This window comes from Pedobacter sp. TM02, assembly GCF_059705275.1.
In genome coordinates this window covers 3844975-3862291 of the sequence record NZ_AP046530.1, presented here as the reverse complement: position 1 = coordinate 3862291, position 17317 = coordinate 3844975, and the positions used below count along the sequence as shown (strand labels likewise).

Annotated in this window: 12 protein-coding genes; 10 read left to right on the top strand and 2 right to left on the bottom strand. The window is 44.5% G+C overall.

The features are described from left to right. Positions 1-146: 146 nt before the first annotated feature. From AC6H1S_RS16620 to AC6H1S_RS16610, 3 genes are read left to right on the top strand one after another with little or no spacing between them, the layout of a single operon-like run. Positions 147-509 (top strand): BlaI/MecI/CopY family transcriptional regulator, encoded by a 363-nt coding sequence (locus tag AC6H1S_RS16620; protein ID WP_497564331.1) that lies wholly within the window; start codon positions 147-149, stop codon positions 507-509. Positions 510-511: 2 nt separating this feature from the next. Then, complete coding sequence (locus AC6H1S_RS16615; protein ID WP_497564330.1) at positions 512-2242, top strand: M56 family metallopeptidase; 1731 nt, start codon at positions 512-514, stop codon at positions 2240-2242. A 15-nt stretch (positions 2243-2257) separates the two neighbouring features. After that, entirely contained in the window at positions 2258-3832 is a 1575-nt protein-coding gene (locus tag AC6H1S_RS16610; protein WP_497564329.1) for a M56 family metallopeptidase, read from the top strand. A gap of 86 nt (positions 3833-3918) precedes the next feature. Here the strand turns inward: AC6H1S_RS16610 and AC6H1S_RS16605 are convergent, their stop codons facing one another. Both AC6H1S_RS16605 and AC6H1S_RS16600 read right to left on the bottom strand, forming a co-directional pair. After that, a complete protein-coding gene (locus AC6H1S_RS16605) occupies positions 3919-6096 on the bottom strand; it encodes a penicillin acylase family protein (RefSeq protein ID WP_497564328.1) in 2178 nt (725 codons plus the stop codon). Between the two features lie 357 nt (positions 6097-6453). Beyond that, positions 6454-7584, bottom strand: coding sequence for a BamA/TamA family outer membrane protein (locus tag AC6H1S_RS16600; RefSeq protein WP_497564327.1), 1131 nt, complete (start codon positions 7582-7584; stop codon positions 6454-6456). A gap of 196 nt (positions 7585-7780) precedes the next feature. Between AC6H1S_RS16600 and AC6H1S_RS16595 the strand changes: the two genes are divergently transcribed. The 7 genes from AC6H1S_RS16595 to AC6H1S_RS16565 all read left to right on the top strand — a co-directional run bounded on the left by AC6H1S_RS16595 (position 7781) and on the right by AC6H1S_RS16565 (position 17265). Then, on the top strand, positions 7781-8761 hold the full coding sequence (locus tag AC6H1S_RS16595; RefSeq protein ID WP_497564326.1) for a deoxyhypusine synthase family protein: 981 nt from the start codon (positions 7781-7783) through the stop codon (positions 8759-8761). 253 nt (positions 8762-9014) lie between these two features. After that, the gene (locus AC6H1S_RS16590; protein ID WP_497564325.1) at positions 9015-10304 is read left to right on the top strand and encodes a c-type cytochrome; all 1290 of its coding nucleotides are present in this window, start codon (positions 9015-9017) and stop codon (positions 10302-10304) included. Positions 10305-10351: 47 nt separating this feature from the next. Beyond that, entirely contained in the window at positions 10352-13399 is a 3048-nt protein-coding gene (locus AC6H1S_RS16585) for a TAT-variant-translocated molybdopterin oxidoreductase (RefSeq protein ID WP_199136990.1), read from the top strand. A 24-nt stretch (positions 13400-13423) separates the two neighbouring features. Continuing rightward, positions 13424-14896, top strand: coding sequence for an NrfD/PsrC family molybdoenzyme membrane anchor subunit (nrfD, locus tag AC6H1S_RS16580; protein WP_199136992.1), 1473 nt, complete (start codon positions 13424-13426; stop codon positions 14894-14896). Positions 14897-14898: 2 nt separating this feature from the next. Then, positions 14899-15435, top strand: a complete 537-nt coding sequence (locus AC6H1S_RS16575; RefSeq protein WP_199136994.1) for a DUF3341 domain-containing protein — start codon at positions 14899-14901, stop codon at positions 15433-15435. Next, positions 15419-16015 carry a c-type cytochrome gene (locus tag AC6H1S_RS16570; RefSeq protein ID WP_233165635.1) on the top strand — a complete coding sequence of 199 codons (597 nt, stop codon included), beginning with the start codon at positions 15419-15421 and terminating at the stop codon, positions 16013-16015. Before AC6H1S_RS16575 ends, AC6H1S_RS16570 begins: the two co-directional genes overlap by 17 nt. Positions 16016-16029: 14 nt before the next feature. Further along, entirely contained in the window at positions 16030-17265 is a 1236-nt protein-coding gene (locus AC6H1S_RS16565; RefSeq protein WP_199136998.1) for a quinol:cytochrome C oxidoreductase, read from the top strand. Positions 17266-17317 lie beyond the last annotated feature (52 nt).

Below are 17317 nucleotides of genomic sequence, written 5' to 3'. Positions count from 1 at the left end.
TATCGCTAACCTTCCGCTTCTTTTATCCTCTAGTTTTTTAGTTTTAATCTCCTTAGGTTAAAAATATTTAACTGATTTTCAGTGTTTTGTGTTTATAAACTTATTTTTTAGTTGTATAACTGAAAAATCAGTTGTAAGTTTAGGTTATGGAAGAATTAACCAAAACAGAAGAACGCATCATGCAGGTGCTATGGAAGTTGGAAAAGGCGTTTGTTAAAGACATCATCGAAGAGCTCGACGAAGAGCCGAAGCCTCCTTACAATACCATTTCGTCTATCGTAAGGCTGTTGGAGAAAAAGGGCTATGTCAACTACAAAGCCTATGGCAAAACCTACGAATATTTTCCGGCCATTAGCAAGGAAGACTATACCAAAACTACTTTCTCGAAATTGTTTTCGGGCTATTTCGATAACTCGCCGGCCAGCCTGCTTTCTTTTATGGTAAAGGAAGAAAAACTGAGCGAAGCTGATGTCGAAGAATTAAAAGCGTTGATCAATAAAAAATCCTGATTATGGAATGGCTCCTTTATCTCTTGAAAGTAAGCGCCTGCGCGGCTCTGTTTTTTGCCTTTTATGTAGTGGCGCTCAGGAAGCTTACTTTCTTTAGGGCAAACAGGTTTTACCTGTTGTTTAGCTTGCTGCTGAGCTTTGTGGTCCCTGCCTTAAATGTAGAGATAGAAAAAGCATTGCCACCCATTATCTTGCAAGTCAGTACACAAGAAGTGCGGCCAAGTGTGCCGCTACAGCCTATTGCAACTACACCGATAACAACGGCCTCGAACATAAACTGGACGCTATGGCTTAGCATGCTGTACACCGCTGTTGTCGTCGCCCTTTTGGCCCTAACCTTATGGCGATTATTGCAATTGCTTAAGCATACCCATGTTTATAACCGTGTTGGGGGCTTAAAACTGATCTGCAAAAACGATGGCTTTACCAATTGTTCTTTCTTCAACTATGTGTTTATCGGCGGCGAGCAATTAACAGCAGCAGAATTTGACCTGCTGCTTAAGCATGAAGAAGTACATGCCAAACAATACCATTCGATTGATAAATTATTGTTGCTTGTTGCAAAAGCGGTGCTGTGGTTTAATCCAATCATCTATCTCTACAATAAAGAACTGGAGCAAATCCATGAATATGAGGCAGACGCTTCAGCCTCTTCCAACTTTGGAACACGGTCTTATGCCAACCTGCTTCTAAGGCTGGCCATTCAGGAATACAGCGGCCCATTAGTGCACAACTTTGTAAAAAGTCCGATTAAGGAAAGAATAAAAATGTTATACCAATCAAAATCAAAAAACATGAAAAAGTTAAGTTATGTATTGGCCTTGCCAATAGCAAGTGGGCTGGTTTGGGGCTTTGCCGTAAACGTAGTCTACGCACAGGAGAAAGTAATCGAAACCAAAAACGTACCTGCAAAAGAGGTCCGTGTAAACAGCGTTGATGAAGTAAAAGCGGAGAAAGTTGCTTCAAAAAACAATGTAACCCTCAAGGCTCGAAATAAGGCAGGTGTAGCTGGGACTGGTGTAGTGGCTGTAAACGATGTGGTGATCGTGGGCGGTGCAACAGGACGTGGTGTAGAACAAGTTTCAGCAGTTAGAGATGTAGTAGTTAGAGGTACCGTAGACAGGGTAATAGATTCGAGAAACGATGTTGTTGTAGTTGCAAAAGCGGGTAACGTAAACGATGTAAGGCGGACCAATGTAAAAAGAGTTGTAGATGATGTGGTAGTGGAAAACTTGCAGGCCGAAACAAGAACGGTGGGTGTAGGCAGGATAAATGATGTAGTGGTTGCCGGTCGTACAGATAATGTAATTGGATCCCAAGTCAGAACTACAGTTAGCCGAAATGGCACAGTAATTGGCAATCTGAGCAGTAGGACAGCCAGCATTGGTGTAGGCAGGACCTACAACGGAAACGTTGCTGATTTTGATGAAAATGGCCCTTTCTATAAACGCTACACCCAAGCCGGAAACGATGGCAAAGAACATGACGTGGCGCTGCTCAGGACTGCAGCAGGCAACTGGGCCTCGGCTGATATTCCGAAAGGAGGCAAAGTGATGATTTATGTAGATGGTATGCCCTATTCTGAAAGCCAAGCCGGCAACCTGACAAAGGCTATGGTACAAAAATACAATACCGTGGCTGCCTGCGAGAAGGATTCGGACGAGTTCGCTAAAAAATATCCAAATCTAGTAGGCAAGTATGACGCGGTACTCGAATTAAAAAACACCAAATAACCAAATTTAGCTCCGATGATCTACCTGCTTAAAGTTTGCATTTGCTCGGCCGTATTTTTTGGGCTTTACGTATTGTTTCTCAAAAAACTGACTTTCTTTAAGGGAAACCGCTTTTACCTGCTGTTTACCTTGGCATTGAGTTTCATAATACCTGCACTGCAGCTGACGATTGAAAAGGAAGTAGATCAGATTGCCCTTGTAGACCAGGGCTTTATATTGAAAGATGCCCCGGATGGGACATCAGGCACCCAGGCATTGCTGCCAGTTGAAACCCAAAACCAATTGGATTGGAAAAGTCTGGTGCCTTTTCTTTATGGTACGGTTGTAGCTGGCCTCTTGCTGCTGCTATGTTGGCGTATCATCAATCTTTTAAGGCATGTGGGCGGCGCAGCAGAACGGCTCAATGGCCTAAAACTGGTGCCCAAGCATACCGGCTTTACCAATTGCTCTTTTTTCAACTATGTTTTTATCGACAAAAATAGCCTGAGCGATGAAGAAATGGCCATTTTGTTGCAACACGAGCAAGTACATGCACACCAGTTGCATTCGGTAGACAAGCTATTGCTGATGCTGGCCAAGGCTGTATTGTGGTTCAACCCCATTGTTTACCTCTACGATAAAGAACTGGAGCAGGTACACGAGTATGAGGCCGATGAGACTATTTCCAGCAGTATCGGAACCCCGTCTTATGCCCACTTGTTGCTCAAGCTGGCCATGGTTAAAAGCAATGACCCCTTGATCCATCATTTTGTGAAAAGCCCGGTAAAAGAAAGAATTAAGATGTTGTTTAATGCCAAATCGAACCACATGAAAAAACTGCTGTACTTGCTAGCCTTGCCCGTTGTACTGACGCTGGTTTGGGGCTTTACGGTTGATGTGGTTAAGGTTTTTCCAAAGATTACGCCTTATGTAGGCGCAGCGGTTTGGCCAAACCTGCCTGAAAAAGGCGTCGACAGTTCGATAAGCAATCAAGAACACAAAACTGTCGTCCGATTAGTCCAGCCTTTAAAAACGATGGATACGGCAAAGCGAAGGCTGCCTAGGCTGATTTCATCTTCGTTAGCACGAGTTGACACCCATTTAAACATTACCTATATCAAAAAAGGGGTAATGGAAATATTTGGGAGCATTTTGGAAGCAGAGGATATTACTTGGGATGCTGAAAATGGCATCATAACTGCAGAACAAGCCAGTTTAAAATCAAAAGATGGTACTATGCTTATGGGCAAATCCATCGTGTTCGATTTGAATAAGGGAACGTATTATGCTGGTGCTTCAGGAGCTATCAAGCCAGTAGCTGTCGAGAATTCCAAATTGATGGATAGATTTCAATATTTTGCTACAGATTCGATCAGAACGTCTAAAGCTACTGGCATAATTACGCTGTTTGGGAAAGCAAGAGTAGAAATAGATGGACGTACCATTGAGGCCGAGAAGATAGATATAGATAAAAAAAGCAATCAAATCAAAGCTTACCAAGCGGTTTTAATGGGGCCAAAAGAAGGTGTAATCACCGCAAACGATATTACTTTTAACATACTGACTAAGCAGATGACCGTTGGTTTTAAAGTTGGGCGTAAAGAGGATTAGTCTATGGTGTTTTACCCAATAATGTTGGCCATTCATTCTTTAAAGGGAATGTTGGCAATTAATTTTTAAGATTAAAGCCAATTGCGCTATTCGCCTGGTTTATAGGTGCGCTCCGCATTTTTCACCACGTCTTCCTTGTAGAACAGCACGTCCTTAAATTGGCCTTTGCTGTACAGCAGTGCCTGGTCGCTAAAATGCTTCGAATGAGGGTCGCCGCTGTTGCCACCAGCCAATACCGATTTGGCCCTGATTTTTTTTCCAAATTCTACCACGCAAACAAAGCTGTTGCCGCTGTTGCCATAGCGCTTGTTGGTTTTGAACAAACTGCTCCGGTACGAAGGCAGTTGCCCCCACATGGCCGATCCGAAACCCACTGGCAGGCTCGGTGCGTTGTCATCGTACTTTTCGTTAATGGCCCCAGTTAGGCGTTGAAAGCGGTTAACTTCGCCCCATGCGATTTGCCATTTGCCAAAACGCTTGTTCAGGTCAGCCAAGGTAGCTTTTAACGGATCTAGCAGGTCGTTCGGTCTGGCACTGGCGGCAAAAGCCTTGGTGTTTTCTACCTGATCTCTTTCGCCGGGATTGATGTACACTTTTTGGATGTTCATGTTAAGCCGTGGCGCCCATTCCATCGCCAAAGTAGCGGCTTCCGAAGTTTCGCCCGAACGGTAATCCCAGTTTTTGAGTAAGGCCATAGGGGCTTTGAGTTCTTCCAGCATCGGGTCGCTTTGCGGCAGCTGCGCATAAGCTTTGAGCAGGGCCGGAATCAAAATATCGAAGGCAGGCATGTAGGTGTCGTAACCTGTGGCAATTACCTTTTCCAAGGTATATTTTTGGGGCTGGCTTAACAGGCGAACGGCCGCTACGCCTCTAAAGTTTTCGCCATCTGGAGCCATGTAGCTCGGGTAATTGGCCTTAATCGGACTGTTTTGGCCGGCCACCGTAAAAGGCGTAGAATTGCAGTTTTGCAACCAGCCGTTGGGTGGATTGTACAGGTGCACGGTTTCGCTTACCGGATGCAGGCCCTTCCATGCTGTGGCAGAGGTAGAACCATCAACTACGCCAGCCCAATTGTAGCTCGGATTTCTAATCGGAATAAAATTGCCATGCCAATAGGCGATATTGCCTGCCGCATCGGCGTAAACGGTATTGTTAGAAGCATTGGCTTTTAAATCCATGGCTTTTTGGTAATCGGCAAAACTCTTTGACTTGGTGCGTACCCAGCTTTGTATCAGGCTTTGCGTATTCCTGTTTTTCGATTTCAGGCTAATCCATTTGCCCGCTCTAATGGCCATTACCGGTCCGTTGTTGGTAAAGTAAGTGGTAAAGCTCCTGGTTTTCAATGCCTCGCCATCTTTATAGCGGATATCTATCTTTTTAATGCCTACCGGATATTTTTTATTGTCGTATTCGTAAAATAAACCCTTGTTGGTTTTGGTGATCTTTTCGGCATACATGTCGGCAATGTCAACGTTGTTCGAAGTATGCATCCAGCCACAATGCTCGTTAAAGCCTTGATAAACAAAAAACTGCCCCCAGGTTACTGCGCCATAGGCATTAAGCCCCTCTTCGCTTTGTACCTGCACCTCGGGCCTGAAATAAAAGGTAGTATGCGGATTGATATACAAAATGGCGTGGCCCGATTCGGTAATGGAAGGCGCAAAAGCAAAGCCGTTAGAGCCGCTCTGCTGATCTTTAATTACAGGGACATAGGCGGTAGGCGTAAAGTCGTTGGTGTAGAATTTCCTGAGCTCGCCAAGGGTGAGGTCGGCGGTGTTGATGGCGCCAATGCTGCCGTCTGTCCAAAGCAGGGCATACCAAGGTTTAAAGCGGTGCAGCAAGGCCGGTTTCACCTGCGGATTTTTGTAAAGGTAGTAGTTGATGCCGGCCGCATACGCCTCTAAGAGCTTTTTGAGCCAGGGCTGTGCTTTTTGGTAATCGGCTATGGCTTCGGTACTGTCAATCAGCAGGCGGATCTGCAAATCGTTAAAAATATCCTGCTCGCCGTTAACTTCAGCCAGTCTGCCTAGCTTCTCGATATAATTGAGTTCAACGCGTTTAAAGTCGTCTTCGCATTGCGCGTAAAGCAGTCCAAAAACGGCATCGGCATCGGTTTTCCCGTAAACATGCGGTATGCCCCAATGGTCTCTGATGATTTGTACGCGGTTGGCTTGTGCCTGAAAGGCGCTAATTTCGGCAGGCGTAAATTTTTGGGCCAAGAGTTGCAAGGGCAACAACAACAAAAGAAACAACAGGTTACGCATCGTAGTTTGGTTAGTGAAGTTTAAAGTTAAAGGTTAAAAGTTTAAAGTAAATGCTTCGCAAGAAACAAATTTGATATAGAAGGGGTCTTTAGTCGGGAGTCTGAGGTCGGGTGACTGGAGTTGTAAGTTATGAGTTACGAGTTGTGGGTTGCCAGTCTTGTTTAGATTGCTTTGTCATGCTTCCTCGCTACGAAGTAGCCCCTTTGGGGCAATGACGATCGGAGTTTTGGGCTAAGAGTTTGGAGTAGACAGTGGGGTTGGCAACATTTCAACCTTCAAACTTTCCAACAATTAGCAAATTAGCCAATGAACTAATAAGCCAATGAACCAATTGTCTAGTGAGCCAATGAACTCTCCTTAAAACGCTTCTGCTAAGCTGATATAGAAACCGCTTTGGCGTTTTTCGTTGGCTTTTTTCTCACCTACGCCGTAATCCAGGCGTACGCTGAGTCCCTTGGCCGTATCGAAAAAGTAACGACCGCCTACGCCATAGTTAGGCTTGAGGTCTTGCAACGAGAAGTTGCCGTTGGCAAACACCTTGCCACCGCCAACAAAGGCCACAATGCCAAAACGGTTCATGAAACGGTAGCGCAGTTCGGCCTGTGCAGCCAAAAGGTTTTCGTCGCGGTAACGGCCAGTATAGTAACCACGCATCATTTCGTCGTTGCCTAGTTGTGGCAATAAATAGAATGGCGTTTTTGAACCCTGAACGGTATGGTAAAGCCCCTGTACGCCCAACACCACTTTGGGAGCCAGCGACCAGAAGTTACGTACGTTGACCTTGATCTGGCTGCCTGTAAAATCGCCATGGCCAAACAAATCGGGGGCATATTGGTAGGTAATGCGCCCAAAAAAGCCCTTGGTAGGGTAGTTGTTAGAGTTGCGCGTGTCGTAGCTTTGCGAAACGCCTATCCACACTACCGATCCGCCATTCCGGTCGTATAGGTTTGGTGCGGTGCTGTAAATGCCACCCGTTTCCTTATCGGTAAAAGTATAGTTTTCGAAACCCAGCGAAACACCGGTATAGGCATTTTTGAAAAAGGTTTTTTCGGCATCCAGGTTAATCCTGATCTGTTGCTGCACCAATTTGTCTTCGTCGCTTTTTTGGGTATTGTTGCCGATCCCAAAAAAGTTGAAAGGCATTTTCTTGAAGCGCACATCGCCGATAAAATGATATTGGTTGCCTTTGGTCCAGGCATCGCCTTTGAGGGTAAGGTTATAGGTTTTTTTGGTAGAATAGGATGCTGTTCCCGAAAAATTGGAGCTGCGGTTCGTGGTGTCTTTGCGGTCTACATAAAATGAATAAATAGCACCTAAACCGAACTCAAAGCCCGTTTCCTGGGCGTATCCCAATACCGGTACCGGCATAAAGCTGGCTTTGCGGGTGGTGTCTTTCTCGTCAGACAACATTCTCTTGATCAATTTCATTTGTGCCGAAGCACCAGTTCCGATAGCGGCAAGCAGCAGGAGCAACAGAGTTTTTTTCATCGGGGCCAAAGGTAAGGAAATCAGTCAATAGTCCATAGTCTGCAATCTGTAGCGCGTGAGGTTAATCTTGGATAAGATTCCAGCTGGGAGCTTGGACAATGATTTTACTGATGAACCAATGAACCAATAAACCAATGAACCAATGAACTTTCTTATAAAAACCGTACTTTTGCGGGCAAACAATTAAAACAAAAAAATGAGTACGACTAGAGGACCGATATCAAAGTTCATGGAGACCAACTATCTCCATTTTAATTCGGCAGCGATGATGGATGCCGCCAAAGGTTACGAAACCCACTTAGAAGAGGGCGGAAAAATGATGATTACCCTTGCCGGTGCCATGAGTACTGCCGAGTTGGGCATCTCTTTGGCCGAAATGATCAGACAAGACAAAGTGGCCATTATTTCTTGTACCGGAGCCAATTTAGAAGAAGATATCATGAACCTGGTGGCGCACTCGCACTACAAACGCGTGCCCAACTACCGCGATTTGAGTCCGCAAGACGAGTGGGACCTGTTAGAAAACCACTACAACCGCGTAACCGATACCTGTATTCCGGAAGAAGAAGCTTTCCGCAGGTTGCAAAAACATATCTACCAAATCTGGAAAGGCGCAAACGATAAAGGCGAGCGTTATTTTCCGCACGAGTTCATGTACAAGATTTTGTTGAGCGGCGAATTGGAGCAGTATTACGAAATCGAGCCTAAAAACTCATGGATGTTGGCCGCGGCCGAAAAGAACTTGCCAATCGTGGTGCCGGGATGGGAAGATTCGACCATGGGCAATATCTTCGCTTCTTATGTAATCAAAGGCGAATTTAACCCAACCACCATGAAGAGCGGTATCGAATATATGGCTTGGCTGGCCGATTGGTACGTAAAAAACAGCGAAGGCAAAGGCGTAGGCTTTTTCCAAATTGGTGGCGGTATTGCCGGCGATTTTCCGATTTGCGTGGTGCCGATGCTTTATCAGGATATGGAGATGGAAAACATTCCTTTCTGGAGCTATTTCTGTCAGATCTCTGATTCGACCACCTCTTATGGCTCTTACTCTGGCGCCGTGCCGAACGAGAAGATTACCTGGGGAAAATTAGATATCAATACGCCTAAATTCATTGTAGAATCGGATGCAACGATTGTAGCGCCATTGATTTTTGCATGGATATTAAAAATGTAATCATAAAAGCAAAATTTTTTCAAAAAAGATAAGCTTTAAAGAATCAGCAGTTTTTCAAAAATTGCTGATTTTTTCATTCCTAGGGCGGAAAATACGATAATTTAGAATGATTATAAATTGTATTTCACTGTCATTAATATGTCATTGGTATCTTAATAAGTTTTACTTTTGTCGAAATCTTTTTGATTGGCTAAGTGGCCAAAATCCAAAGGGATTTAAAATTTATTTCAATAAATAGCATAAAATACTCATTATGAGGAATATCTCATTTGTTTTTAGGAAAGTTTGGAAGTCGGCACTTGTTGTGGCTGCCCTTTCTTTTTTAAATGTTGCGGTAACGCAAGCACAAGATGTGGTGGAGGGTAAGACATTATTTAATGCAAAATGTAAATCTTGTCATGCTTTAGACCATGATCTTACCGGACCTGCTTTGACTCCTAAAGTTAACGAGCTAGACGAATCGTTCTTGATTCCTTGGATCAAAAACAACGTTGCGCTAATTGCTTCGGGCAACAAACAGGCCATCGAAGCCTCTAAGTTCTCTGCTTCGGAAATGAAAACTTTCCCTGAGCTGAGCGACGATCAGATCAAAAGCATCATTGCTTATGCCAAAGTAGGCGAGCCAAAGAAAGAAGCTGTTGCGGGTGCTGTGGCTAAAGACGAAGGTGCTTCGGGCCTTTCAATTGCCGGTGTAATCGGTATCATCATCTTGGCTATTGTTGTTTTGGTGGTATTGGGTCGCTCGGTAAAAGTATTGGAGCGCTTGATCTTAGAAAAACAAGGCATCGATATCACAGAAGAAGAAACCGTTCCTTTGTCGGTTGGCGTACGCAAGCTATTCAAAAACAAGAAATTTGTGTTCTTCTTTATCCTTTGCTTGGTGATTACCTTGGGTTCATTCGGTTGGATGGGTATGTGGGATACAGGTGTTCATACAGGCTATCAACCGGTTCAGCCGATTAAATTCTCTCACGAATTGCACGCGGGTATCAACCAGATCGATTGCCAATACTGTCACACTGGTGCCTTCAAATCTAAAAACTCTACCATTCCTTCGCTCAACGTTTGTATGAACTGCCACAAGAACGTACAAGCCAGAACAGAAGATGGCCAGATTTCGCCAGAGATCCAAAAAATCTACAATGCTTTGGGCTACGATCCTGATAAGCAAACCTATGATAAAACCAAAGAGAAGCCAATTGAGTGGGTACGTGTACACAACTTGCCAGATTTCGCTTACTTCAACCACTCGCAACACGTAGTCGTTGGCGAAGCGGCCATCCGCAAAGAAAAAGGACTTAAACCTACAGATCCTGTATGTTTTGCCTGTCACGGTCCGGTTAATACCATGGAAGAAATCTACCAGTATTCGCCACTTACCATGAAATGGTGTATCAACTGCCACAAGGATGCTGATATCTCAGGCAAGAAAAACGACGCCTTCTATGCCAACATCATTGCTGCGCACGAGAAAATCAAAAAAGGCGAGAAAATTACCCCTGCTATGCTAGGTGGTTTAGAGTGTGGTAAGTGCCACTATTAATAAATAGAATTTAGTAAGAACGTTCGATAAACAGTAATATAGCTTAAATGGAAAGCAATAAAAAATACTGGAAAGGCTTAGAGGAGTTGAAAAATACCCCCGATTTTGTTGAAAACAACAAAAACGAATTTGCAGAGCCACTTCCAATAGAAGATGTTTTAAGTGAAGCAGGTTTAAGTACAGTTACCCCGCGCCGCGACTTTTTAAAGGCCTTAGGCTTTGGTTTGGGTGCGGTAACCTTGGCGGCTTGTCAGAAAACGCCGGTACACAAATCAATTCCTTATCTAGTGAGACCGGAAGAGGTGGTGCCAGGTATCCCTAACTATTACGTATCTACCTTTAAAGGCAACAGCGTATTGGTTAAAACGGTAGTAGGCCGTCCGATTAAAATCGAGGCTAATCCAAATGCCGGACAATTTAACAACGGTACCGATGCACAGGCGCAAGCTTCAGTATTAGACTTGTACGATGTTTCTAAATTAAAAACACCTTTGCTTAAAAAGCAGGAAACTACCTGGTCTGAGCTAGACGCTTTCGTAAAAGGCGAACTGAACAAGGCCCAGGCTTCTGGCAAAAAAATCCGCATCGTTTCATCAAGCCTGAACAGCCCATCGGCTAAGGCGGTGATTGCAGATTTTACAGCCAAATACCCAACTACTAAAAACGTACAATACGACGCGGTATCTTATACAGGTATCATCAAAGCCAACGAAAACAGCTTTGGTAAAGCCGTATTGCCAAAATACAACTTCGATAAGGCTGATCTTATCGTAAGTTTTGCAGCCGACTTCCTGGGAACTTGGATCAGTGGCGAAGAGTTTACTGCTCAATACACCGCCAACAGAAACTACAAGTCGCTTGAAAAAGGCAAAATGTCTCGCCACTTCCAGTTCGAAACTGGCATGAGCTTGACTGGTACCAACGCTGATACCCGTGTGCCGATTAAATTATCGGAAGAAGGCCCGGCTTTGATTACCTTATACAATGCCATTACCGGCGGTAATTTAGCTGGTGGCGCATTGCCAAACAACGCCACTGCCGATAAAGCCCTGAAACTGGTAGCCAAAGAATTGCTGCAAAACAAAGGCAAAGCCGTTGTAGTTGCTGGTTCTAACGATGTATCAACCCAAATTTTGGTGAATGCCATCAACGTAGCCATCGGCAGCTATGGTACGACCATCGATTTGGATAACCCTTGCAAACGTTATGAAGGTAACGATGCAGAATTTGCAGAATTGATCAACGAAATGAACAGAGGCGAAGTAGCTGCTGTTTTCTTCTTGAATTCGAACCCTGCCTACGATGCCGTAAATCCAAAAGCATTTACCGATGCCTTGGCCAAAGTTCCTTTCAAAGTATCATTTGCCGATAGGGTAGACGAAACTTCTGACCTTTGTGAAGTGGTGGCCATTACACCAAACTACTTAGAGGCTTGGGGCGATGCCAACAGCTACGAAGGTTACTATTCCATTGTACAGCCAACGATCAATCCGGTATTCAACTCACGTCAGGCAGAGCAAAGCTTATTGATCTGGTCTGATGCAGCTGTTCAGGATTACTATCAATATGTACGCAACAACTGGGAGAAAAGCATTTTGCCTGCTGCAGGTAAAACTTGGAACGAATTGTTGCAAACAGGTGTGGTTACTACCGCCCCTAAAACTGCAGGCGCTTATGGTTTCAGCTTAGCTTTAGATGCAGTTGTAGCCTCGATTATGGCCAGCAGCAAAGCTTTAGACAACAACGATATCCAGTTGCACATTTACGAAAACATCCCAATGCGCGATGGTAAGAGTGCCAACAATGCTTTCTTGCAAGAGTTGCCTGATCCGGTTTCTAAAGTAACTTGGGACAACTTTATTGCGGTTGCACCTAAACAAGCAGAAAAATTAGGCTATAAAGAGTTTGATTTGGTAAGCGTAAAAGGCGCGAACGGTTACGAAGTAATCCTTCCATTGTTGATCCAACCAGGCCAGGCCATGGGTACGGCTTCAATTGCCTTAGGCTACGGACGTACCAAGGTTGGTAAAGCCGGCGACAACGTGGGTAAAAACGCTTTCCCTTTTGTAAGCTTCGCCAATGGTACTTTAAAATATGCAACTACAGCTAAATTATCGGCTGCAGGCGGCAGGGAAGAATTGGCACAAACCCAAACCCACTATTCTTTCGAAGGCAGGAACATCATTCGCGAAACTACCTTGAAAGATTACCTGAAAGATCCGGCATCGGGTTCAGGCAACCACCATAAACACAAAGTATACGATTTATGGACTACAGATAAATATGAGAAGCTAGGCAACGACTGGGTAATGGCAATCGATTTGAATGCTTGTACCGGTTGCGGTTCTTGTATCGTGGCTTGTAACGTAGAAAACAATATTCCGGTTGTAGGTAAAGACGAAGTACGCAGACGCAGAGAAATGCACTGGTTGCGTATTGACCGTTACTACAGCTTTAACGACGAGAAAACCGGCGAAGATGTAACCGAAGAGAAAGAAATTGCCCACATGAGCAATTTAGATAATGTTTCGGTAGTACACCAGCCGATGCTTTGTCAGCACTGTGACCACGCGCCATGCGAAACGGTATGTCCGGTATTGGCCACGGTACACTCATCAGACGGTTTGAACCACATGGCTTACAACCGTTGCGTAGGTACCCGTTATTGCGCCAACAACTGTCCGTACAAAGTACGTCGCTTCAACTGGTTCAACTACTGGAACGATTCGCGTTTCGACAACTACCTGAACAACGAGTTTACGCAATTGGTATTGAACCCTGACGTAACGACCCGTTCGAGAGGTGTAATGGAGAAATGTTCAATGTGTATCCAACGTATCCAAGCTGGTAAATTAACCGCCAAAATGGAGAAACGTGCACTGAAAGATGGTGATATCAAAATGGCTTGTCAGCAAGCTTGTTCTGCCGGAGCGATTATTTTTGGCGACAAAAACGATCCGAATTCAGAGGTTTCGAAAGCATTGCGCAGCGAACGTATCTACTATGTATTAGAGGAGATCAATGTACAACCAGGTGTTGGTTACATGACAAAAGTTAGAAATATAGATTCAGAAACTAAAAAAGCACACGCGTAAGCTGTACTTAGAGCAATATAAATTATGTCAGGACATAACGAATCAATTTTAAGAGAGCCATTAATTACCGGAAAAGACATCACGTATGCCCAAATTACGGATGACATTCTACTTCCGGTAGAAAACAAGCCCAACAAAGCTTGGTGGATAGGGTTTATTCTTTCACTTTGCGGCGCCACGCTTTGGGTAGTTGCGGTAAGCTATACCTTCTGGTTCGGTATCGGATCATGGGGATTGAACAAAACCGTAGGTTGGGCATGGGACATCACCGGCTTCGTATGGTGGGTAGGTATCGGTCACGCAGGAACGCTGATTTCTGCGGTATTGCTACTCTTCCGTCAGAACTGGCGTAACTCCATCAACCGCTCGGCAGAGGCGATGACGATTTTCGCCGTAATCTGTGCCGCTACCTACGTTGTATCCCACATGGGTAGGCCTTGGTTGGCTTATTGGGTATTGCCATTGCCAAACCAGTTCGGTTCGCTTTGGGTAAACTTTAACTCGCCGTTGGTATGGGATATGTTTGCGATCTCTACTTATTTCTCTGTATCCTTATTATTCTGGTACACTGGTTTATTGCCAGATATCGCCACCATCAGAGACCGTGCGGTAGGCATGCGCAAAAAAGTATATACCATCCTTTCATTCGGTTGGACTGGCAGCGTGAAAACCTGGCAGCGTTTTGAGGCCGTGTCATTGATTTTGGCGGGTATCTCAACTCCCCTGGTACTTTCGGTACACACCATCGTATCGATGGACTTTGCAACCTCGGTAATTCCAGGATGGCACACCACGATTTTCCCTCCGTACTTCGTTGCGGGTGCGATTTTCTCGGGCTTCGCCATGGTATTAACCTTGTTATTGGTAGCACGCAAGGTATTGGGCCTTGAAAACTATATCACCATGTTCCACATCGAATCGATGAACAAGATCATCATCTTGACCGGTTCTATCGTGGGTGTGGCTTACTTAACCGAGTTCTTCATTGCCTGGTATTCAGGTTCTGAGTACGAACAATATGCCTTCATCAACCGTTCAACCGGTCCTTACTGGTGGGCATACTGGATGATGATGACCTGTAACGTAATCTCGCCACAGTTGCTTTGGTTCAAAAAGATTCGTACCAGCATTGCCGCGACCTGGATTTTGTCTATCGTGGTAAACATCGGGATGTGGTTCGAGCGTTTCGTAATTATCGTAACCTCTTTGCACCGCGATTTCTTGCCGTCGAGCTGGGCCATGTTCTATCCAACCTGGGTTGACGTGAGCGTATTCGTAGGTTCGATAGGCTTGTTCTTTACCCTGTTCTTGCTGTTCTTGAGGGTGTTGCCTTCAATTGCTATCGCAGAGGTGAAACTATTGTTGAAGAGCGCCAGCGAGCAGGCTAAGTTAGAGTTGATTAAAGAAGGTCATTTAGATAAAGAGCAAGTACAAGAGTACATCGAGTCTTTAGAAAAATTTGATAGTGTTAAACAAGAAGAATACGCAAAAATATAACAATGAGTAATATCAAATATATTTTAGGCAGTTTCGGCGACCCTGATGAAATGATGCACGGCATCGAGAAGTTGCAGGAAAACAACATCAAGATACATGATGTGTATACGCCAATGCCTATCCACGGCATCGAAGCCAAGTTGGGAGTTAAAAGATCTAGGTTAGATATCGCAGCGTTCTTTTTCGGGATTACCGGAACGTTGACCATGTTAACCGGCGTTTATTTGGCTACCGTGGTAGACTGGCCAATCAATATTGGTGGCAAGACCCACTTTGCGTTGCCGGATTTTATTCCGATTACTTTCGAGCTGACCATCCTTTTCTGTGCCTTTGGCCTGGTAGGATCATACTATGCCTCCACCCACCTTTTTCCGGGAAGAGCGCCTCGAGTAATGGATCTGCGCGCAACAAACGATCGTTTTATCATTGCCATTGATGCCAAGGCAAACGCCGAGCACGAAAAAATAGACGAACTATTGAAAGGTGCGGGCGCATTGGAAGTAAAGTATAATGAAAGGAAGTATGTTAGCTATGAATAAGAAGAATATAGTTTACGCCACGTTTATAGTGCTTGCTTCTGTGGCAATGCTTTCGGCCTGTAGAGACAAGAGAAGTACAGGTTTGGAGTATGCAAGAAATATGTACGATCCGATTGCCTACAACCAGGATCAGCCCAACAAGAATTTTGCCAACGGCGCTACGGCACAAACGCCTCCGCCAAATACAGATCCTATCGGTTTTGTAAAGTATGAATATCCGAATACCAAAGAAGGATATGAAGCTTCGGCAGCCTTGGTAAACCCATTGCCTGTAACCGAGAAAAACCTGTTGGAAGGCAAGCATTTCTTTACTGTGTTCTGCGCGCCATGCCATGGCGAAAAAGGAGATGGTCAGGGCCATATCGTAAAACTGGACAAAGGTATCTCTGGTGTTCCGGCTTACCACGGCAAAGATGCGGTATCGTCTCGTGGCGGCTTGATGAAGGATATGCCTGCTGGTAAAATCTACCACACCATTATGTATGGTTTAAATGCAATGGGATCTCATGCTTCGCAACTTAGCCCAACCGAAAGGTGGAAAGTGGTGATGTATGTTCAACAATTACAAAAAATACAATAAGAAAACAGATATAAATGGGAACTCATCATTATAATTTAAGTGAACAATTTGAGTTTACAGGAAAAGTAAAAACCCTGAGCATTATTGGTATCGTCATTGGCTTGGCTACCATAGGCTACTACGGTTTTGTAAGCAGCGAACATTGGGCTCATGAGCGCATTTTTGCTAACCTGTTACTAATGGCATATTATTTTGCCTGTGTATGTATGTCTGGCGCTTTCTTTTTGGCCGTACAATATGTAGCACAAGCAGGTTGGTCAGCATCGATTTTGCGCGTACCTCAGGCCATGGCCAAGGTTTTGCCTATCGCGGTAGTCATCTTGCTGGTTGTAATCGGTTTAGGTTTGTATACCCACAACCTTTACCACCACTGGCATGCCGATGGTTTAACCGATCCTAATTCAGACAATTTTGATAAGCTGATTGCCGGCAAATCGGCTTTCTTGAACGTACCTTTCTTCATGTCGAGACAAGTGATTTTCTTGGGTACCTATAGCATCTTCGCTACCTTATTGGCCAAATGGTCGGCAAACGAAGATTTGGAAGGTGGCTTGAACTCTTACCGCAAAAGCTTTAAATACTCTTGTATCTTCTTGGTTATTTATGGCTTTACCACTCCGGTATTCGCTTTCGATACCATCATGTCGTTAGAAGCACACTGGTTCTCTACCATGTTCGGCTGGTACAACTTTGCCGCTATGTGGGTAAGCAGCTTGGCTACCATTGCGGTGATCATCATCCTGTTGAGAAGAGCCGGCTACATGAGCTGGGTGAACAACAGCCACTTGCACAATTTGGGCCAATTTATCTTTGGTTTCTCTATCTTCTGGACTTACGTATGGTTTGCGCAATTCTTATTGATCTACTATGCCAACATGTCTGAAGAGACCGTATATTTTTACAACCGTTTTAACAACTACGAAGCTTGGTTCTATATCAACCTGATCATGAACTTCTTAAGTCCGTTGTTGTTATTGATGGACCGCGACAACAAGCGTAGCGAAACTACCTTGCTTATTGTATCCATCATTGTGCTTTGCGGCCATTGGGTAGATTACTACCAAATGATTATGCCGGGCGTATTTACCAATGGCACTAAAGACGGCAGCGGTTTCGGCTTGCCTGAAATTGGAACGGCCTTGGGTTTCTTAGGTTTGTTTACCTTTACCGTAATGGGATCTTTAAGCAAAAAGCCTTTGATTGCCAAGAACCATCCGTTTTTACAAGAAAGTTTAAATCACCACCTATAACGGTAACGGTTTAAGAATATATAGATTAAAATAATAAAAGTACAGCGTACTA

Excerpts from the sequence above, each read along its gene's own strand:
- AC6H1S_RS16605 (WP_497564328.1), bottom strand. The coding sequence starts at position 6,096 with ATGCGTAACCTGTTGTTTCTTTTGTTGTTGTTGCCCTTGCAACTCTTG.
- AC6H1S_RS16620 (WP_497564331.1), top strand. The coding sequence starts at position 147 with ATGGAAGAATTAACCAAAACAGAAGAACGCATCATGCAGGTGCTATGG.
- AC6H1S_RS16610 (WP_497564329.1), top strand. The coding sequence starts at position 2,258 with ATGATCTACCTGCTTAAAGTTTGCATTTGCTCGGCCGTATTTTTTGGG.
- AC6H1S_RS16595 (WP_497564326.1), top strand. The coding sequence starts at position 7,781 with ATGAGTACGACTAGAGGACCGATATCAAAGTTCATGGAGACCAACTAT.
- AC6H1S_RS16615 (WP_497564330.1), top strand. The coding sequence starts at position 512 with ATGGAATGGCTCCTTTATCTCTTGAAAGTAAGCGCCTGCGCGGCTCTG.
- AC6H1S_RS16570 (WP_233165635.1), top strand. The coding sequence starts at position 15,419 with ATGTTAGCTATGAATAAGAAGAATATAGTTTACGCCACGTTTATAGTG.
- AC6H1S_RS16585 (WP_199136990.1), top strand. The coding sequence starts at position 10,352 with ATGGAAAGCAATAAAAAATACTGGAAAGGCTTAGAGGAGTTGAAAAAT.
- AC6H1S_RS16565 (WP_199136998.1), top strand. The coding sequence starts at position 16,030 with ATGGGAACTCATCATTATAATTTAAGTGAACAATTTGAGTTTACAGGA.
- AC6H1S_RS16600 (WP_497564327.1), bottom strand. The coding sequence starts at position 7,584 with ATGAAAAAAACTCTGTTGCTCCTGCTGCTTGCCGCTATCGGAACTGGT.
- AC6H1S_RS16590 (WP_497564325.1), top strand. The coding sequence starts at position 9,015 with ATGAGGAATATCTCATTTGTTTTTAGGAAAGTTTGGAAGTCGGCACTT.
- nrfD (WP_199136992.1), top strand. The coding sequence starts at position 13,424 with ATGTCAGGACATAACGAATCAATTTTAAGAGAGCCATTAATTACCGGA.
- AC6H1S_RS16575 (WP_199136994.1), top strand. The coding sequence starts at position 14,899 with ATGAGTAATATCAAATATATTTTAGGCAGTTTCGGCGACCCTGATGAA.